General features: G+C 70.6%; 18 protein-coding genes. 9 read left to right on the top strand and 9 right to left on the bottom strand.

Features of this window, described 5'->3' with window-relative positions; genetic code table 11:
* Positions 1-72: 72 nt before the first annotated feature.
* Positions 73-345, bottom strand: a complete 273-nt coding sequence (locus ACQPYK_RS04805; protein WP_433250812.1) for a hypothetical protein — start codon at positions 343-345, stop codon at positions 73-75.
* Between the two features lie 512 nt (positions 346-857).
* On the opposite strand from ACQPYK_RS04805, the gene ACQPYK_RS04800 reads away from it, so the two are divergent.
* Positions 858-1,472 (top strand): HAD family hydrolase, encoded by a 615-nt coding sequence (locus ACQPYK_RS04800; protein WP_433250809.1) that lies wholly within the window; start codon positions 858-860, stop codon positions 1,470-1,472.
* 26 nt (positions 1,473-1,498) lie between these two features.
* Here ACQPYK_RS04800 and ACQPYK_RS04795 read toward each other — a convergent pair whose 3' ends face one another.
* A complete protein-coding gene (locus ACQPYK_RS04795; RefSeq protein ID WP_433250806.1) occupies positions 1,499-2,470 on the bottom strand; it encodes an ArsR family transcriptional regulator in 972 nt (323 codons plus the stop codon).
* Positions 2,471-2,540: 70 nt separating this feature from the next.
* Between ACQPYK_RS04795 and ACQPYK_RS04790 the strand changes: the two genes are divergently transcribed.
* Positions 2,541-3,491 (top strand): MFS transporter, encoded by a 951-nt coding sequence (locus ACQPYK_RS04790; protein WP_433250803.1) that lies wholly within the window; start codon positions 2,541-2,543, stop codon positions 3,489-3,491.
* Positions 3,492-3,506: 15 nt separating this feature from the next.
* Positions 3,507-3,788, top strand: coding sequence for a hypothetical protein (locus ACQPYK_RS04785; RefSeq protein ID WP_433250800.1), 282 nt, complete (start codon positions 3,507-3,509; stop codon positions 3,786-3,788).
* A gap of 19 nt (positions 3,789-3,807) precedes the next feature.
* Here the strand turns inward: ACQPYK_RS04785 and ACQPYK_RS04780 are convergent, their stop codons facing one another.
* The 4 genes from ACQPYK_RS04780 to ACQPYK_RS04765 all read right to left on the bottom strand — a co-directional run bounded on the left by ACQPYK_RS04780 (position 3,808) and on the right by ACQPYK_RS04765 (position 7,349).
* Positions 3,808-4,308 carry a DinB family protein gene (locus tag ACQPYK_RS04780; RefSeq protein WP_433250797.1) on the bottom strand — a complete coding sequence of 167 codons (501 nt, stop codon included), beginning with the start codon at positions 4,306-4,308 and terminating at the stop codon, positions 3,808-3,810.
* Positions 4,309-4,431: 123 nt separating this feature from the next.
* Positions 4,432-5,625 (bottom strand): NAD(P)/FAD-dependent oxidoreductase, encoded by a 1,194-nt coding sequence (locus ACQPYK_RS04775; RefSeq protein ID WP_433250794.1) that lies wholly within the window; start codon positions 5,623-5,625, stop codon positions 4,432-4,434.
* A 66-nt stretch (positions 5,626-5,691) separates the two neighbouring features.
* Positions 5,692-6,543: an RNA polymerase sigma factor SigJ gene (sigJ, locus tag ACQPYK_RS04770; protein ID WP_433250791.1), complete on the bottom strand. Its 852-nt coding sequence runs from the start codon at positions 6,541-6,543 to the stop codon at positions 5,692-5,694.
* 176 nt (positions 6,544-6,719) lie between these two features.
* The gene (locus tag ACQPYK_RS04765; protein WP_433250788.1) at positions 6,720-7,349 is read right to left on the bottom strand and encodes a TetR/AcrR family transcriptional regulator; all 630 of its coding nucleotides are present in this window, start codon (positions 7,347-7,349) and stop codon (positions 6,720-6,722) included.
* 264 nt (positions 7,350-7,613) lie between these two features.
* Between ACQPYK_RS04765 and ACQPYK_RS04760 the strand changes: the two genes are divergently transcribed.
* Together ACQPYK_RS04760 and ACQPYK_RS04755 are read left to right on the top strand one after the other, a co-directional pair.
* Positions 7,614-9,074 (top strand): alpha/beta fold hydrolase, encoded by a 1,461-nt coding sequence (locus tag ACQPYK_RS04760; protein WP_433250785.1) that lies wholly within the window; start codon positions 7,614-7,616, stop codon positions 9,072-9,074.
* A 62-nt stretch (positions 9,075-9,136) separates the two neighbouring features.
* Positions 9,137-10,342: a multidrug effflux MFS transporter gene (locus ACQPYK_RS04755; RefSeq protein WP_433250782.1), complete on the top strand. Its 1,206-nt coding sequence runs from the start codon at positions 9,137-9,139 to the stop codon at positions 10,340-10,342.
* Between the two features lie 115 nt (positions 10,343-10,457).
* Here the strand turns inward: ACQPYK_RS04755 and ACQPYK_RS04750 are convergent, their stop codons facing one another.
* The gene (locus tag ACQPYK_RS04750; RefSeq protein WP_433250779.1) at positions 10,458-11,873 is read right to left on the bottom strand and encodes an MFS transporter; all 1,416 of its coding nucleotides are present in this window, start codon (positions 11,871-11,873) and stop codon (positions 10,458-10,460) included.
* Positions 11,874-12,050: 177 nt separating this feature from the next.
* Here ACQPYK_RS04750 and ACQPYK_RS04745 point away from each other — a divergent pair, with 177 nt between their 5' ends.
* From ACQPYK_RS04745 to ACQPYK_RS04735, 3 genes are read left to right on the top strand one after another with little or no spacing between them, the layout of a single operon-like run.
* A complete protein-coding gene (locus tag ACQPYK_RS04745; protein WP_433250776.1) occupies positions 12,051-13,019 on the top strand; it encodes a hypothetical protein in 969 nt (322 codons plus the stop codon).
* Positions 13,016-14,131 (top strand): sensor histidine kinase, encoded by a 1,116-nt coding sequence (locus ACQPYK_RS04740; protein WP_433250773.1) that lies wholly within the window; start codon positions 13,016-13,018, stop codon positions 14,129-14,131. Before ACQPYK_RS04745 ends, ACQPYK_RS04740 begins: the two co-directional genes overlap by 4 nt.
* Positions 14,128-14,733 carry a response regulator transcription factor gene (locus ACQPYK_RS04735; RefSeq protein ID WP_433250770.1) on the top strand — a complete coding sequence of 202 codons (606 nt, stop codon included), beginning with the start codon at positions 14,128-14,130 and terminating at the stop codon, positions 14,731-14,733. Before ACQPYK_RS04740 ends, ACQPYK_RS04735 begins: the two co-directional genes overlap by 4 nt.
* A gap of 341 nt (positions 14,734-15,074) precedes the next feature.
* Here the strand turns inward: ACQPYK_RS04735 and ACQPYK_RS04730 are convergent, their stop codons facing one another.
* Positions 15,075-15,236: a hypothetical protein gene (locus tag ACQPYK_RS04730; RefSeq protein ID WP_433250767.1), complete on the bottom strand. Its 162-nt coding sequence runs from the start codon at positions 15,234-15,236 to the stop codon at positions 15,075-15,077.
* A 112-nt stretch (positions 15,237-15,348) separates the two neighbouring features.
* On the bottom strand, positions 15,349-15,771 hold the full coding sequence (locus tag ACQPYK_RS04725; RefSeq protein ID WP_433250764.1) for a YjdF family protein: 423 nt from the start codon (positions 15,769-15,771) through the stop codon (positions 15,349-15,351).
* Between the two features lie 1,154 nt (positions 15,772-16,925).
* On the opposite strand from ACQPYK_RS04725, the gene ACQPYK_RS04720 reads away from it, so the two are divergent.
* A complete protein-coding gene (locus ACQPYK_RS04720; protein ID WP_433250761.1) occupies positions 16,926-17,918 on the top strand; it encodes an alpha/beta fold hydrolase in 993 nt (330 codons plus the stop codon).
* The last annotated feature ends 267 nt before the right edge of the window (positions 17,919-18,185 follow it).

Here is an 18,185-nt window from a genome sequence, read left to right as displayed (position 1 = left end):
CGCGATCAACGCGGATCAAAACCTTCGTCAATCCCGGACAGGTTCAGTGCGAAGTGGACTCGTTCAGGCTGCTCACCGATCGCGTGCCTCGATGGCCAAGGCGATGAAGTCACGAAAACGTGCGAACTCCTCTTGGTCCATCTTCAGTCTCACCCCACCGGTGACCTGGTCGTTCCCCTGCCTGGCGCCGAGCCGAACCTTGAACCCGTCGCCGTGCGGCTGGACGTCCACCCCCAGAAACGCCACGTGATAGCGGGTGCTCTCGGACAGGCCCCGGTGGAAGATCTCAAGGGTCCTGCCGTCCTGTACCAGGATGTGATCGCCGAGCTGAAACTCTGCCGCCATAGCTCCCGCTCCGAAACCGTGTAGATGACAGTGACCCAGACTGTCCCATACGACCGGTCCCGCTCATCGCTCCGATGTCAGGCGAGCTACGGCAGCGTCGGACCGGGCTGTGCGGAGCCGCGGTGGGGTCGTCGAGGCCGGCTCCAGGCCGTAGCCGTGGGCAGTCCTCCGGCGGAGCATGGCGTGACCGTCGGCGTATCTGTTCACGTAGTTCAGGGACAGCGGTCAGCGGTCATCAGCAGGGTTTCGAGCTGGTCGGTGGGATCGGCCGGGCAGCCGTGAGCACGCATGCACTTTCGCTATGTTCATTCAAACGTGGTACATGTTAGAAAGTCAATTGGTCGATCGCTGCCGGGGCCGAACGTGAAGCCTCCGGCACACGGAGAGGTCGGGAGATGCCGTGTGGCGCACAGGCTCCGCCTCCACCGGGGCTCCGGATTCCAGGATCAAGACCGTTGTCGCGATCGCCGCCGGCTGGAAGACCTCGCCGCCAGGTCAACTGTGGAGTGCTTGTGAGATGGGTCGTCTTCGACTACGCCGGGGTTCTCAGCTTTCCGCCACCCGAACATGCGGGCGCTTTGCTGCCGCAGACCGTTGAGGTCGCACCGGAACGGTTCTGGCCCGCGTACTGGAAGGCTCGGCGAGCCTACGACCTCGGCGCGGTGGACGCGTCCCGCTTCTGGGGCGATGTGTGCGCGCGGTTGGGCAGGAGCGCCGATGCGGATCTCCTGGAGGTCCTGGCCGCCCTTGACCTCAGGGCCTGGACGTACTTGAACCCGGACACCATGACGCTCCTGAAAGAGCTTGCCGGCAGGAGCGTCAAGCTCGCGCTGCTGTCGAACGCCCCTGTGGAGCTGGCCCGGCTGATCGACGGCCAGTCCTGGGCCCGCCTGTTCCGGCGCCGGTTCTTCAGTGCCGATCTGCAACGGGCCAAACCCGACCCGCGGGCATTCCTGGAGGTGTGCGAACGACTCGGCGCGCGGCCGGGCGACGTGCTGTTCGTCGATGGCGGACAAGAGAATGTCACCGCGGCCAGTGCCGCCGGGATTGAGGCCGTGCTCTTCACCGACGCCCTACGGCTACGCGCCGACCTCGCACGCGCACTCGCCATGGGACCGGCTCGGTGAGCTCATGGATCGGATCGCCGTCGGCGTCAGGCGTTCGCGGCGAGAAGGGATTCGGCGACGGCCGTTCGGGCGTAGAGGACCGAGCGTCCGGCGCGGTGGGCGCTGACCATGCCCGCATCGCGCAGGGCGGTGAGGTGCTGGGAGACCCCGGCCGCGGAGATGCCTGTGCGGTGGGCGAGGTCGGTCGTGGAGGCAGGAGCCGCCAGCTCGGCCAGCAGGATGGTCCGGGAGCGGCCGAGGACCCCGGCGATCGCGTCGGTGCGCGTCACCGGGCGATGCTCCCACAGCGTGCCGGCGCCCCGGGCAGGGTAGGCGAGCTGGGGCGGTTGTGGCGGACGCGCCCAGGTGAGCGTGTGCACGGCGAAGGCGGAGGGGACCAGCAGCAACCCCGGCCCGGCGTTCTCTCGGGAGATGCCACAGTGCCTGCGGACCATCCGGAGGGTGTTGTCGTCCCAGCTCAACGTGGAATGCAGGTCGTTGAAAAGGCGGCCCACGCCGTGCTCGGCCACCTGCCGGGCACGATAGAAGACGTCCGCGTCCAGCACCACGCGGATCTTCGCCCAGTAGGGGGCGAGTGCCAGCTCCCAGTAGGCCTCGATCTCCTCCGAGATCCGGGCCAGCCGGCTTTCCGGGTCTGCGCGCAGGGCCTGGCAGCGAGGTCCGGTACGGCGCAGCATGTCGAGGTCGGCCAGCACCCGATCGGCCGGGGTGGCGCGGATGGCGGCGAGTTCGGTGTCGAGGGTGGGGGTCGGCTCGTAGGGGGGCGGGGTGAGGAAGTCGGGGATATAGCCGCCGAGTGGGATGAGCTCGGCCAGCCAGCCCGAGTCGAGCCCGGCGGCGACCACCCGTGGCCGCACCTGGCCGACCCAGGTGCGGTGCACCGGATGTGCCGAGCCCGCCGCCAGCAGCCGGAAGCTGGTGATGACCTCCCACATCGGCGAGACCGCGAACCGGGTCAGGGCCAGGTCATCCGCTGAGAAGGCCAGTTCGGACAGCATGGCGACTCCGTGGATTCAGCGAGAGCTTAATCAGTGGTGTCGAGTTTATGGGGATCCCAGGATTCTCACCATGCTCTCAACCTTCAGCGGGTTGCCGCGCACCGCCTGGATCGTCTTCGCGGGAACCGTGGTGAACCGGCTCGGTTACGTCGTCACGCCCTTCCTCGTCTTCTATCTCGGCTCGCGTGGCGTCCCCACCGAGCAGGCCCCGTACGTTCTGGGCGCGTTGGGCGCGGGCAACCTGATCGGCCCGGTGGCCGGCGGCCTGCTCGCCGACCGGGTGGGCCGGCGCCCCACGATGCTGGCCGGACTGGTCGGCACGGCGCTCGCCCAGGGCCTGCTGTTCGCCGCCCCGAACGTGGTCACGCTGGCGCTCGCGGCCGTGCTCCTCAGCGCGGCGGGCTCCATGGTCGGCCCGGCCGCCGGCGCGCTGCTGGCCGACACGGTCACGGCCGGGCAGCGGCGTTCCGCCTTCTCGTTGTACCACTGGGCGGTCAACATCGGCACCGCCGTGGCCGGGATCCTCGGCGGGTTCCTGGCCACGCACGGCTACTGGCTGCTGTTCGCGATGGATGCGGCGTCCTCGCTGGCGTACGCGCTCATCGTGGTCGCGCTGCTGCCCGGTGGACGCGGCGACGCCACCCGGGCCACCGGTTCCGGGAGCGAGAGCGCCACCGGTTCCGGAAGCGAGAGCGGGGCGGGCTACGGGGTGGTGTTGCGGGATCCGCTGATGCGGGCGCTGCTCCCGCTCCTCGGCGTCGGCCTGGTGATCTACTCGTTCACCGAGGTCTGCCTGCCGCTGGCGATCCGCGACCATGGCCTGCCCACCACCACCCTCGGCCTGATGGCCACGCTCAACGCGGTCCTGGTGGTGGCGTTGCAACCGGTCGCCACGAACCTCCTGTCCCGGCTCCCGCAGATCCCGGTCTACGTGGGCGCCAGCGTGATCGCCTCGGTGGGCATCGCGCTGACCGGGGTGGCGCACGACGCCTGGTCCTACGGTGGCACCGTCGTGCTCTGATCGATCGGCGAGGCGATGGTCGGCGGCATCCCCGGCGCGATCATCGCGAGCCTCGCTCCCGCGGACGCCCGTGGCCGCTACCAGGGCAGCTACCAGTGGACCTGGGGCGTCGCCCGGTTCGTCGCCCTGGCTCTGGGCACCAGCGTCTACGTCACCGTCGGTCCCGCCGCGGTCTGGTGGTTCAGCGCCGTCGCAGGCGTCGCCGCCGCTCTAGGAATCGGAGCCCTGGCCCCGGCGATCGCCCGCCGTACGGCCGCCCCCGAGCCCGTGGCCGCTCCTGAACCGGCCACGGCCTGAGGAGACCGCCGACGCGAGGTCAGCTCCGGGGGTAGGCTCCGGTCGCCCCGTCGATGAGCTCTCGCACGATGTCCATGTGGCCGGCGTGCCGGGCGGTCTCCTCGATCATGTGAATGAGCACCCAGCGCATCGACACCGCGTCGCCGAACCAGGCCTTGCCCACGTCGTCGACGTCGAGCTCGTCGATCACCCGGTCGGCCGCGGCCCGGGCCCGGCCGTAGAACTCCATGATGTCGGCGGTGGTCTCGTGCGGCTCCACGCGCATGTCCGCGTTCTCGTCCTCGTCGTCGAAGGGAAGCGGCTCGGTCTCGCGTCCGAAGGTCTCGCAGAACCAGCCGTATTCGACGCTCGCCAGATGCTTCACCAGGCCCAGCAGGCTCGTCCCCGACGGGGTCATCGGCCGGCGCAGCTGCTCGTCGTCGAGGCCGTCGAGCTTCCACACCACCACGTCGCGGTGCCGGTCCAGGCTGATGTGCAGGCTCTGCTTCTCGTCGCCGGTGAAGGGAACTTGTCGAGTCATGGGCGGACCGTAGCAGCCGAGTCCGACAGCCGGATCGAAGGGAACTCCCTTCCACCGGTGCCCGGCGCCACCACGCCGGGCACCGGTGGCACGATCAGGCGCCTACGGCGAGGCGGATGGAGGTCACCGGTCGCCGCTCCGCCGCGTCGCCTCCGGAACGAGTGGCGGGGCAGGCGGTTCGTCTCCCCCGCGTGCACGAGCGTCCGCGGGGGCCGGGCCCTTCGGCCACAGGTAGGTGCCCGGGCGCCGGCGCTCCACGCGCAGGGATCCGAGGGTGAAACGGCAGACCTGCTCCTTGACCCAGGCGGCGGTCCGCCCGGCGAGGATCAGATCCAGCGGTGAGTCGTCTCGCCGGACCAGCTGGATCACCCCGTCGCGGCGGCCGAGGCTGACGCACTGGATGAGATACCGGAAGCGGAACGGCCTGGCCGTACGGCCCGCGGCCCTGGCGTTGACGACGTCGGCGGCGTGGGCGGCGATCGGCATCCCGACGGCGCACGACATGCGCGACACCCCCGCGCCGGGGATCTCGACCGCCGCCGCGTCGCCGACGACGTACACGTCGGGGTGCGACACCGACCGGAGTGTCCCGTCGACGCGTGCCCGGCCTCGCTCGTCGACGGCCAGACCCGCCTCGGCGGCCAGGGCCGGTACGGTGAACGCCCCCGCCCAGACGACGACGTCGGCCGGGATGTCCCCCCGGGTGGTGCGCAGCCGATCCGGCTCCACAGCCGTGACCCGGGCGCCGGGGTGACCGCTGACGCCGAGCCGTGCCATGGTCCCGGCGACGTGGTCTCGGCCCCTGGCCGAGAGTCCCGCGCCCGGCTCGGTCTCGGTCACCAGGCCGACCCGCCAGGCGGGATAGGCCTCGGCGAGCTCGGCGGCCAGCTCTACGCCGGTCAGCCCGCCGCCCACGACGACCAGGTCCCCGCCTCGGGAGTCCAGGCGTGCCCGCAGTTCGGCGGCCGTCTCCGCGGTGTAGGCGTGCTCGGTCACGCCGGGAGTGCTCACGTCGGTGCGGCTGCCGAGGGCGTACACCAGCGTGTCATAGGGGATCTTCCGCCCGTCGGCCGTCCGCACCAGCTTCGCCTCCGGGTCGAGGCCGCTCACCCGGGCGGTGACGGTGACGATGCCGGTGCCGCGGGTCAGCTCCGCCAGCGGCACGGTCACGCTCGGCCTGCCCGCCGCGAGCTCGTGCAGCCGGATCCGCTGCGTGAAGTGCTCGTCCGCGGTTACCAGGGTGATCCGGTGCCGACGGTCCAGCCTCAGCGCCGCCGTCATCCCCGCGTACCCGGCTCCGATGACCACGATGTTCATGCCCGTCTCCTTCCAAGGTCCGCAGGGGAGACGGCGCCGCGGGTCGCGATGTGACGGTGACGTGCGTCACATGGCCAGGTGACGGAGCTTTTCCGGGTTGCGCACCAGGTCGACCTCGGTGATCCGGCCGTCGGCGACCGTGAAGGCGAGCACGCTGTCCACGGTCCCCCTCCCGTCGAGCACCAGCACTCCTGGCGCGCCGTTGACCTCGTGGAACCGGGTGGACATGCCGTCGTACCAGCGCTCGACCAGGCCCAGGACGAGCCTGGCGACCCGGTCGGCGCCGAGGACGGGCACGCGCGCCGCGGCGACCACGCCGCCGCCGTCCGCCCGCCACACCACGTCGGGGTCGAGCACGGCGACCAGGGCGGGCAGGTCGCCGGCGGAGGCCGCCGCGGCGAACGCCTCGACCACCTTCAGGTGCGCCGCACGGTCGGGCGCGCGGCGCGGGGCGTACTGCTGAACGCGTCGGCGGGCCCGCGACGCCAGCTGCCTGACCGCGTCGGCGCTGCGCCCGATGATGCCCGCGATCTCGTCGAACGGCAGCGCGAAGACGTCGTGCAGGACGAACGACGTGCGCTCGGCCGGAGTGAGCCGTTCCAGGACGGCGAGGAGGGCGAGGCCGACCGATTCGTCCATGGTGACCCGGTCTTCCGGGCCGAGCTCGTCCACCACGGGCTCCGGCAGCCACTGGCCGACGTAGGACTCCCTTCTGGAGCGAGCCGAGGTCATCGCGTCGTAGCAGAGCCTGCTCACCACCGTGGTCAGGTAGGCGCGGGCGTCGTCGACTTTCTCCCGGTCGGCCTGCCGCCAGCGCAGCCAGGCCTCCTGCATCGCGTCGTCGGCGTCGGTGACGGTGCCGAGGATCCGGTACGCGACACCCCAGAGGTGACCGCGATGGACCTCGAACTCCTCCACAAGCCACCGACTATACGGCGGCGCGCATCCGGCGGGTTCCCCGCCCCGGCCCGGCCCGGCAGCCGATGGGTTCCCCGGCCCGCCTCGCCCCGGCCCGGTAGCCGGTGGGTTCCCCGGCCCGCCTCGCCCCGCCCCGCCTCGACCCGCCTCGACCCGGCCCGCCCCGGCGGGCGAACCTAGGGGACGAAGACCCCGGCGCGGGCCGCGTGCGCGACCATCGCGGCCACCCGGGCGGCGAGGGCGAAGTCGATCGGCTCCCCGGTGACGAGCATGCGGTAGTAGAACGGGGCGCCCACCATCCGGATCACCTCTTCGGGATCGGTGTCGGCGGGCACCTCTCCACGCTTGACGGCCCGCATGACCAGGACGGAGGTCTCCCGTATCCGGATCGCCAGGACCCCGGAGAGGGTTTCGCGAGCGGCCGGGTCGCGGACCGCGGCCGCGACCATGGCGTCGAGCCAGATGCGCTGGGCCACGTGCTCGTAGAGGGTCACGATGACCTCGGCCAGTGCCCGCAGGTCGGTCTCAAGATCTCCGGAATCGGGGAAGAACTCCCCGCTGGGGGGCACGCCCACGTCGTCGGCGAACTGGGACGCCAGGTCCTGGATCACGCCTTCGAGGTTGGTCCACCGCCGGTAGACGGTGGAGGTCGCCACTCCCGCCCGCGTCGCGATCTTCTCCATGCTCGTCTCGGCGTAGCCGTGCTCGACCAGCTCGGCCAGCGCGGCGTCCAGTACGGCGGCGCGGTTGCGCGCCGTACGGCCACCCGGTCGCCGCTTCGACCCCAAATGGGAATCACCTTGCATTAAGCGCCCTCCTCCTGTCATCATCCAGATTAACGCAAAGCAGTTCGCATTAGACGGGAGATGCGAGCGGCGGACATCGAGAGGGATGTCCTGGATCGAGACGACGCCCCCGGCGGGCCCATCCCCGCACATCGGGGCGTTGACCGGGACCGACGCCGGCGACCCTCCGGCCGAGCCGTATGACTAACGCCAAAACCACCTATTGACCCATTAGATCCTTGCCCGCTATAACTAATGCATCATCACGGCTTGGAGGCATGTGAAATGAGCACCCCTCGTGTGACGCACCGGTTCGTGGACGTCGACGGAGTTCGAGTCTTCTACCGGGAGACCGGTCCGGCCGACGCACCCGCCCTGCTTCTCCTGCACGGCTTCCCCTCGGCGTCGTACCAGTTCCGGCGGCTGATGGACGCCCTCGGTGACCGGTACCGGCTGATCGCCCCCGACTACCCCGGATTCGGGCTCACCGAGGCCCCGGAGGACTTCACCTACTCCTTCGACCGGCTGGCCGACGTCACCGAGGGCTTCGTGACGACGTTGGGGCTGGACAGGTTCGTGATGTACACCTTCGACTTCGGCGGCCCCGTCGGCATGCGGCTGGCCACCAGGCATCCCGAGTGGGTCGCCGGTCTGATCGTCCAGAACGCCAACGCCTACGACGAGGGCCTGTCGGACATCGCCCGGGGCATGATCGCCAACCGTCCCGGCGTCGAGGGGGCCGAGGCCAACGTCAGGCAGATCCTCGAACTGCCGGTCACCCGCGGGCAGTACGAGGGCGGCACCACCGACGTCGAGCTCGTCGCCCCCGAAGGCTGGATCCTCGACCAGCACTTCCTGGACCTTCCCGGCCGCAAGGAGGCCCAGGTCGACCTGGCCCTCGACTACCACTCCAACGTCGCCCTCTACCCCGAGTGGCAGCGGTGGCTGCGCGACCACCGGCCGCCCACCCTCGTCGTGTGGGGCCGCAACGACGCCTTCTTCCTGGAGGCCGGCGCCCGCGCCTACCTCCGGGACCTGCCGGAGGCGAAGCTCCACCTCTTCGAGACCGGCCATTTCGCTCTCGAGGAGAACCTCACCGAGATCGCTCCCCTCATCGCCGACTTCGTCGACGACCTGCGGAAGGACACGCCCATGAAGATCGCAGTCATCGGTGCCAGCGGAAACCTCGCCGGCGCCGTCGCCCGGGAGGCCGCGGCCCGAGGCCACCAGATCACCGCGCTGGGCAGGGACACCATGGACGTCGCCGACCCCGCCTCGGTCAAGGAGGCGGTCGCGGGACACGACGCCGTGGTGGCCGGGATCAAGGGCTCGGACCGGCTCGTGCCCCGGGGCGCCCTGGCGCTGCTGGAGGCGCTCCCGCTCGCCGGGGTGAACCGCCTGGTGTTCGTCGGCGGCGGCGGAAGCCTGGAGTACGCCCCCGGACAGCGCTTCGTGGACTCCCCGAACTTCCCGCCGCAGTATCTCGAGACCGCCCGCGACCAGACCGAGGCCCTGGAGATCTTCCGCGCCGCGGAGACCCCGGTCGAGTGGTCCTACGTCAGCCCGCCGCCGGTGCACCTGGTCGCGGGCGAGAAGACGGGCGTCTACCGGGCCGAGGCCGGCGACACCCCCATCACCGACGCGAACGGGGAGAGCCGCATCTCCATCGGCGACTACGCCAGCGCGATCGTCGACGCCCTGGAGAACGGTTCCTTCATCCGCGAGCGTTTCACCACCGCCTACTGACCGGCACCGCGTTCGGAGTCCGCAGACCCCCGCGTGAACACAGGATGGGATCACCGATCATCATGGGCTCCGAACGTGCCGGCCTGGCACTGATCCTCGGCGCGCTGACCGCACTCGGCCCGCTGTCGATCGACATGTATCTGCCGGCGCTGCCGGCCCTGACCCGGGATCTGGCCGCCGGGCCCTCGCTGGTCCAGCTCACCCTGACCGCGTGCCTGATCGGGCTGGCGCTCGGCCAGGTCCTGGCCGGACCGCTGAGCGACGCGGTCGGGCGGCGGCGCCCGCTCCTGGCCGGCGGGACGGTGTACGCGGCGTCCTCCGCGCTGTGCGTCATCGCCCCGACGGTGCAGACGCTGGTCGCGCTGCGGCTGGTGCAGGGCGCGGCCGGCGGCGCGGCGATCGTGATCGCCAGGGCGATCGTCCGCGATCGCTGCGAAGGGGTCGCCGCCGTCCGGCTCTTCACCCTGCTCATGCAGATCAGCGGGGTCGCCCCCATCCTGGCGCCCCTCGTCGGCGGTGAGGTTCTGCGCGTCACCTCCTGGCGGGGCGTGTTCGTGCTGATCACGATCCTGGGGATGGCGCTGGTCATCGCCGTCCTGACGGCGCTGCCGGAGACCCTCGAACGGGACCGGCGGCAGACCGGCGGATTCCGCACGACGCTGCGCGCCTTCCGGGACCTGATCGGCGACCGCGCGTTCACCGGATACGCCCTGTCGGGCGGGCTCGCGTTCGCCGCGATGTTCGCCTACATCTCCGGCTCGCCCTTCGTCGTCCAGGACGTCTACGGCCTCTCGCCCCAGGCCTTCAGCTTGATCTTCGCTCTCAACGGGGTCGGGATCGTCGTCGCCGGGCAGGTGAGCGGCCGACTGTCCGCACGGTCGCCGGCCACCACGCTCCTGGCCGCGGGACTCGCCATCTCCCTGGCGGGTGCGCTCATCCTGCTCGCCGCCGTCCTCACCCGGGCCGGGCTCCCCGCCCTTCTCGCGGGACTGTTCCTGGTCGTGGCCGGGATCGGGCTGACCATGCCCAACGGCGCGGCCCTGGCCCTGTCCGGGCAGCCGCCGGAGCGGGCCGGCACCGCCTCGGCGCTGCTCGGCCTGGCCCAGTTCGTCATCGGCGGACTCGCCGCTCCGCTGGTCGGCGCCTTCGGCACGCACACCGCCCTTCCCATGGCCGTCGTCATCGCCGTCCTCGCGACCGGAGCGGCGCTCGCGGCCCCCATGTGGAGGACGCGCGGGCGCCGGCTCCCGGAGAGGCGACGGCAGTGAGGCCGTCGCGCGAGGCCGGTCCGTCTCAAGGCTCCCGACCGACCCCGCGGCACAAGGCCCGGCTCAGGAAGAGGGCCCTGAGCCGGGCGTGCTCTGTCTGGTTTTCTCCGGTTCCTTACTGGTGGCTCCTGCGCGGCAGCAGCTGGACGAGAAGGGCGAGGAGGAGTTCGACACCGATCAGGTACGGCAGGCTCCGTTCGAAGGCACCAAGGAAGCCGGCGCTCTCCGCCGCGGCGTAGAAGACGATGCCGATGAGCGCGACGCCGAGGGAGTTGCCGATCTGCTGCGCGGTGGACAGCACACCGGAGGCGGCCCCCGCGTGCGCCGGGGTCACCCGGGCCAGCACGGTGGTCGCCAGCGGCGCGACCGCCATGCCCATCCCCGCGCCGTCCACGATGAGGGCCGGGATCAGCCAGCCCATGTGCCCGCTCGTGCCGATGGACGCCGCGGTCGCCAGCAGCAGGCCGAGTCCCACGGCCATGATCAGCGCGCCCAGCGCGATGACCTGGCGGCCCAGCCGTCGAGCGAGGTGGTGCGCGGTGAGCGAGGTGGCCAGGTAGCCGGCGCCGATCGCCATGAAGATCAACCCGGCTTGCAGCGCGTCGAGGCCGCGACCACGCTGGACGTAGAGCGCGAACACCAGGAAGAACGAGGCCTGGCCCATCCAGAAGGCCAGCTGGGCGAGCAGCCCGGCGGTGAAGGCCCGCTCCCGGAACAGCTCCAGGTCGACCAGCGCGCTCACGCCGCGCCGCCGCTGGTGGGCGGCGAATGTGCCGAACAGCGCCGCCGAGATGGCGAAGGACGGCCAGATCCACAGCGGCCAGCCCTGCTCACGGCCCTGGACCAGCGGGAGCACCAGGGCGACCAGCGCGAGGGTGAGCAGGATGACGCCGCCGGTGTCCAGCCGGGACGTTCCCGGCCCGCGCGACTCGGGCACCAGCCGGGGCGCCAGTGCCAGCGCCACGGCCCCGATCGGGATATTGATCAGGAAGCAGGCGCGCCACCCCAGGCCGAACAGGTCGGCCTGGATGAGCACGCCGCCCACGAGCTGGCCGAACACCGCGGCGAGCCCCATCGTCAGCGCGTAGGTGCTGAAGGCGCGGGCCTGGGCGGCGCCGGCGTAGGACGAGCGCAGGATCGCCAGCACCTGCGGGGACATCAACGCGGCCGCCAGCCCCTGCACCACCCTGGCCGCCACCAGCACCCCGGCGTCGGGCGCCAGCCCGCACACCGCCGAGGCCAGCGTGAACAGGGCCATGCCGATGATGAAGAGTCGCCGCCGGCCGTACAGGTCGCCCAGCCGGCCCGCGGTGATCAGGGCGATGCCGGAGGCGATGCCGTACCCGGCGACGATCCACTGGATCGCCGCGGCGCCGGCGGTGAGGTCTCGCTCCATCGAGGGGATCGCGACGTTGACGATGAAGAAGTCCAGGGAGGACATGAAGACGCCGGACAGGATGATCGGCAGGGTGGCTCGGTGTGGTGCCGGGGGCGCGGGGCTCGCGACCGGTGGAGCGCTGACAGTGGTCATGCTCCGCAGTGTCACCGTACGGCCCGCCCGGGCGGCAGAGGAAAATGTGGTCGGCGGCCGATGACATTTGAATCTGGCATCAGCCACCTTCACCGGACAAGACTCTCAAAGATGTCCATGTCTCTGGCACCACCTCAGTGGAACGCTCTACGATGGCCAATCGCAGCGCGGTCACAGGTGGGGGGCAGGCTGAAACGTCGTTCCGGCCGGCTCATCCGGCTCAGCACGGCGGGCATCATCGTCTACAACGTCTCGATGCCCCTGCTGGACCTGGTGCGCCAGCTCGCCGTGCCCTTCGGCCCCGGCCCCGGCCACGCACCGAGTGCCATCGCGGTCACCGTGTGTTATCTCCCGCTGCACCTGCGGCACGTGCTCCACAGCGTGCGCGGGACACGCCCGCCCCACGCCGGCTGGAGCCTCGCCACGATGGCCGTGGTGATCATCGGCTCCGTGCCGCTGATCGGCATGGACTCCTTGGGCGGCTTCTTCTCGCTCAGCCTGTCGGCGCTGCTCATCCTGCGTCCCCCGTGGTGCTACGCCGCGTTCGCCGCGGTGGTGGCCGTCTCGGTGCCGCTGGCCCTGGCGCTGGGCGCCACGCCGGCCACCGCCACCTTTTTGACCTTCGCCGCGACGACGCGGGCGCTGCCCGTCTTCCTGACCCTGCAGCTGCTGACCGCGATCCGCCGGCTCCACGCGGCCCGGCTGAAGATGGCGGAGGAGGCGGTCGTCATGGAACGCCTGCGGATCGACGACGAGCTGGGCAGGACGGTGGGCACGGCGCTCGAATCCCTCGTGACCGCGGCCGGCCGGGCAGGTGAGCTGGTCCGCGCGCAGGACGCGCCGGCGGCCGAGGTGCAGCTGCGTGACCTGGTCGGCGCCTCACGACGCACACTCGCCGAAGCCCGGCGGATGATCAGGGGCTACCAGCGGACTCCACTCAGGGAAGAACTGGACACCGCCCTGACCCTGCTGGCCGAGGCGGGCATCGAGGTCAGACTCGTCCTGCCCCCGGATGAGCCGCCCGAATCGCTGAGGCCCGCGCTGCGGTCGGCCCTCTCCAGGCTGCTGCGCGACGACACGGTACGGCGGTGCACCATCACGATCACCAGCGACGGGGAACTGCACCTCGAATGCGATCCCGCATGAACCTCGAACGATGGACACCTCGGCGGGCCCGCTGGTTCCTGATCGCCGTCCACATCCCGTTCCTGGTCCCCTCCTTCGCCTATACGATCACCGGTCTGTCGGGACCTTCGGGCGACCCGCTGCCGACGGCGCTGGGGATTGCGGCGATCGGCACGATCCAACTGCGGCACAGCTTCGCCGCCGCCCAGGGCGAACGTCCCCGCGGCTGGCCGTGGACGCTGCTGGCGCTGACCGTTCTGGTGAGCCTGCCGCTCGTCTGGCTCCATTTGAACTGGGCATCCCTGCAATACTGCCTCGTCGCCTCCCTGACGATGCTGCTGCGGGGACGCGCGGTGGTGATCGCCGCCGTCCCGGCCCTGTTCACCTCGGTCCTGGCGGCCGTCGTCACGGCCAGCGACCCGGCGGGGCACGCGGTGGCGATCGTCTACACCTTCCTCGCCTGGTCGCTGTCGTTCGTGGGGGCGACCGCGTCGCTGACGGGCTCAGCCCTGCTGGTCCGGGTGGTGGATGAGCTGCACGCCACCCGCGGCGATCCGGCCAAGGCCGCGGTCGGCGGTGAGCGTCTGCGCCTCTCCCGTGACCTGCACGACCTGCTCGGGCAGAGCCTGTCGGCGATCTCGCTCAAGGGCGACCTGGCCGCCCGGCTGCTCGTCGCCGACCCGGCCGCCGCCCGGGCGGAGATCGAGAGCCTGGCCGAGGTGGCCCGCCGTACGCTTCGCGACATCCGTGCCGTCACGCGCGACGCGCACGCCGTCTCCCTGGACACCGAGCTCCAGGGCGCGAAAGTGCTGCTGCGCGCGGCGGGCGTCGAGACGCGGGTCACGCTGGACCCGCCGCCACCCGCGCCCGCGGCCGAGGCCGTACTCGCCTGGGCGGCCCGGGAGGGAGTGGCCAACGTGCTGCGCCACAGCGAGGCCCGCACCTGCTCGATCACCGCGACGGGCACCCGCCTGGAGATCGTCAACGACGGGACACGGGGGCCGATGGGCACGGGCAGCGGCCTGAAAGGGCTCGCGGAGCGGGCCGCGGCGCTGTCCGGCGCGGTGTCGGCGGGCCCCATCGCGGGTGACCGGTTCAGATTGCTCGTCGAGATTCCGCGGGAGCCCGCATGATCCGGATACTCATCGCCGAGGACATGCACCTGATCCGCGGCGCGCTGGTCGCCCTGCTCTCCCTTGAGGAGGGCATGGAGGTGGTCGCCGAGCTGGAGCGCGGCGACGAGGTAGTGGAGGCCGCCCTGCGCACCCGGCCTGATGTGGCCATCTTGGACATCGACCTGCCGGGGCTCGACGGCCTCACAGCCGCCCAGCGGCTCCACGAGCGGCTTCCCGAATGCCGCACGCTCGTACTCACCGGCCTCAGCCAGCCCGGCCACCTACTGCGCGCGCTGAAGGTCCACGTGCGGGGGTTCATCGTCAAGGACGCTCCGGCGCAGGCCCTCGCCGACGGTGTGCGCAGGGTGGCGGCGGGCCAGCGGGTCATCGACCCCGAGCTGATCTCCGCTGCGCTGGAGACCGGCAGCAGCCCGCTCACCCCGCGGGAGGCCGACGTGCTGCGCGCGGCGGAGAGCGGCATCCCGACCGAGGAGATCGCCGCTCTCCTGTCGCTGTCGTCGGCGACCGTGCGCAACTACCTGTCGAACGCCATCAGCAAGGTGGGCGGGCGCAACCGCATCGACACCATCCGCATCGCGAGGAACGCCGGATGGCTGTGAACCTCGCGCCCCGCCGGTCCGCCCTGCCGATCTCACGCCCGGGGCGGGTCCGGCCCACCGCGCCGTCGCGAGAGAGCCCGGTGCCCGCATGACCGCGAGGTAGTGCTCGGCGAACCGGTCGAGCTGGGCCGACACCGCCGGCGGCTCGTTGAACTGGTAGTCGACGAGGATACGCCCGTCCGGGTCCAGCAGCACGACGTCGAGGCCCACGGCCAGAACGTCGTCGTCCCCGTCCTGCACCATCCGCCAGGTGAACTTCGCCACCTCGTGATGGGTCACCAGGTCCTCTCCCGAGGTGAATCGCATCCCCGCCCCTCGCACGAACTGCTCGTGTGCCTCGGTCACCCGGGCGTCCAGGGCATCGAGTCCCTGAAATCTCCTGGTCCGGGTGAGTGAAGCCCGTCGGGGGTCCACAGCCGGGCCACCGCGTCCCGGCGCGCGGAGGCGTCGGGTTCGTTCCAGACCGTCACGTACCGCTCCAGCAGACCATCGGGCACGCCCACGATGTCTCCCTCCTCGAATCGATCGTCATCGGAGCCAGGCTCCTCCGGGAGACCGCGGCACAGGTAGATGCCGATGTCCCCTGGCGTACATGACGAACATCATCGGGAGAGGTCACCTGTCGCGGCGGCGTTCGACGCGCTTCCTGCGCGCCACCTCACGCCGGTGCTCCGCCTGCGCCCGCTCGCGCGCCTTGCGGTCGGCCGCCGCCTCCTGCTTGCGGCTCTCCAGTTCCACGCGCATCGCCTCCTGGGAGGCCGTGCTGCGCAGGGAGACCCGCCCGGCCGCGCGGGCGGCGAGCTTGGCCGCGCGTTTCGGGTTGGCCCGTGGCCCCCGGCGCGTGTCCGCCGGCACGGCGGGGGCCCCTTCGGCGCGCTCCAGCAGGGCGACGCCGTGCCTCATCAGGAATTCGTACAGCTCCGCGTCCGTGGGTTCGGCGCCCAGGACGAACCGGACCGCGCGGAGCTCGCCGTCCTGGACGATCTCCAGCACGCCGACCCAGAAGGGGTCCTCGAAATACACCGACAGCGAAACCACAGTGCCCTCCCACAGGTATGCCGACCGGCGGCTTGGCGAAGCCGCTTTCCGACACACCGGACATCCCTGGAGAGGGCGGATACAGAACCGTCGGCCGGTTGGCCGGCGGGCGCCCGGGCTACCGACCGGGACCGCGATTTCGTGTGTGCCGACACGATACATCGGGCGGCTCGCGAGTGCCCTCGTGTGCCACCGCGCGGCACACGAGGGCATTCGTCAGAGCTCGGGGAGGCCGCCGTCAGAGCTTGAGGGAGTCGAGGTCCACCGCATCCGCCATCGCCTGCGCGCCCGCGTCGTCGAGATGCATGTGGTCGCCGCTCCCTCGGCCGGCTCCGGACCACCGCCTCCCGCCAGGTGGTGCCCGGTTACGGCCACCGTTCCCGCGTTCCTCGATGACCGGTCGCTTTTCCAGCGATCCATCTGGCGATGCGGCCGAAATCGTCACTGCGTCAAATGGAATGGTCCTTGCTGGCCGGAAATATCATATGGTTCCACCCGATAATTCCATATGACGCGGAAGCGCTGTGGCGATGGAATGGCGACCCCGAGGACATGTGCCGATTCGGCGACGACCCTCCGGAGCCCCCGGCCCAGGTCGTCGCCCGTTGTGAGGAGCGCGCACGAAACCCCTACGGGAACGTGCCCTCCGGAATCGAGACGCCTCACGACGGCGGGGCCGCGACGGCGAATGGCACGACATGATCCTCATGGACCTGCCGGAAGGTGAGCTTCGCGACCGAACCATCGACTCACACCGTTCCGTCCATATTTCAAGCGTTCATGCAGTTAAATCCACAATGTGGTCATGACGTTTCAGATCAGTCATGCGGCATCAAAAGGCCATCAACCTACTTTTCGGGCAACGTGATAAGTCGGAGAGACCGGGAAAAAAGCACGATCGAAGAAGACGGCGGTCTCTCCGGTCGGGCAGGCTTCATTCGACCACATCGACACAAGACGATCCGTCGCCTCCGCTACCGCCATCCGCAGATCTGGTAATGGCCGTGCGCGCCGGCCGGTGATCCGGCGCACCGCGGAAGTGGGCTCATACCGCCAAAACTGGACCGTCCCGTGGTTCTTTGGTCCATGGAAAGGAACTGGATATGCCGGTAGAGGAAACAACCGTACGAGCATCGAAAGCAAGGCCGCACTTCATGACACTGGGACGGGCCGTCGTCGGCGCGTCCGTCGCCCTGGCCGTGGCCCTTTTCACCACGACCGCCAGCGCCGGCGCCAGCGCGGCTCCCCATAAGCCCTCGAAGAGCGCGGCGAGCTCCACCGTCACCTTCACCCACGGAAGGGTGGCCGTGGACGGCGGCACCCTCCACTACGTCCGCGGCGGTTCCGGGCCGGCCCTCGTGCTCCTGCACGGCTGGCCGCAGACCTCGCTGATATGGAATCCCGTCATGTCCGAGCTCGCCCGCCAGCACACCGTGATCGCGATCGACCTGCCCGGGCTGGGCGAGTCCTCCATCCCGACCGGCGGCTACGACAAGGTCACCACCGCGCGGCGGATCCGCCAGGCCGTCAACCGGCTCGGCTTCACGCAGGTGAAGATCCTCGGCCACGACCTCGGCGCCCTGGTCGGCTATGCCTACGCGCGTGACTTCCCCACCGAGGTGACCCGCCTCGCCGCGGTGGAGACGCCGCTGGCCGGCTTCGGTCTCGAGGAACTCTACGGAATCAGCTGGCACTTCCGGTTCAACTCGTCTCCCGCGCCGATCCCTGAGAAGATCATGGACAACGACGACGTCAGCACGTATCTCGGCATGATGTTCAACTTCAGCCACCATCCCGAGGCGATCAACCGTGAGTCGTACTACCGGGCCTACGCCGACCCGGCCAGGCGCACCGCGGGATACGGGTACTACCGGGCGTTCGCCGCGGACGCGGAGAACAACAAGGCCAACGCGTCGAAGCGGCTGACCATACCGGTGCTGGGCATCGGCGGGCAGTATTCGTTCGGAACCGGGGTCGCCGACTCGTTCGGCAAGGTCGCCGACGACGTCCGCGCGGTGGTGGCACCCGACTCCGCCCACTTCGTCCCCGAAGAGAACCCGACCTTCACCAGCGACTGCGCCAACCTCTTCTTCGGCCCCTCGAACGGCACGCCGCAGCGGCCCGAACTCGCCGGCTGCGCTCCCTGACCTCAGCGCCCCGACCTCGACAGCTCCGACTTCGACACCTCTGACCTCGACACCTCTGATACCGGCCCCTTTGTGATGCCGGCGCCCCCTGACGCCGACATCGACCCCGTCGGCCTGATCGGAGACCGTACCGAACGCCGGTCTCCGATCAGGCCGATTCGTCTGTCATGAGGCCTCGCGCGGCCGGGCCGGGAGTCCTCCCACACCCGAGCCGGCCCACGCCCGAGCCGTAAGGCTTCTGAGCCATAAGGCCTCCGAGCCATAAGG

Source organism: Streptosporangium sp. CA-135522 (assembly GCF_050949235.1).
Taxonomy (GTDB): domain Bacteria; phylum Actinomycetota; class Actinomycetes; order Streptosporangiales; family Streptosporangiaceae; genus Streptosporangium.
Note: the sequence above shows the minus strand (reverse complement) of the source record. Positions and strands in the feature narration are given on the sequence as shown.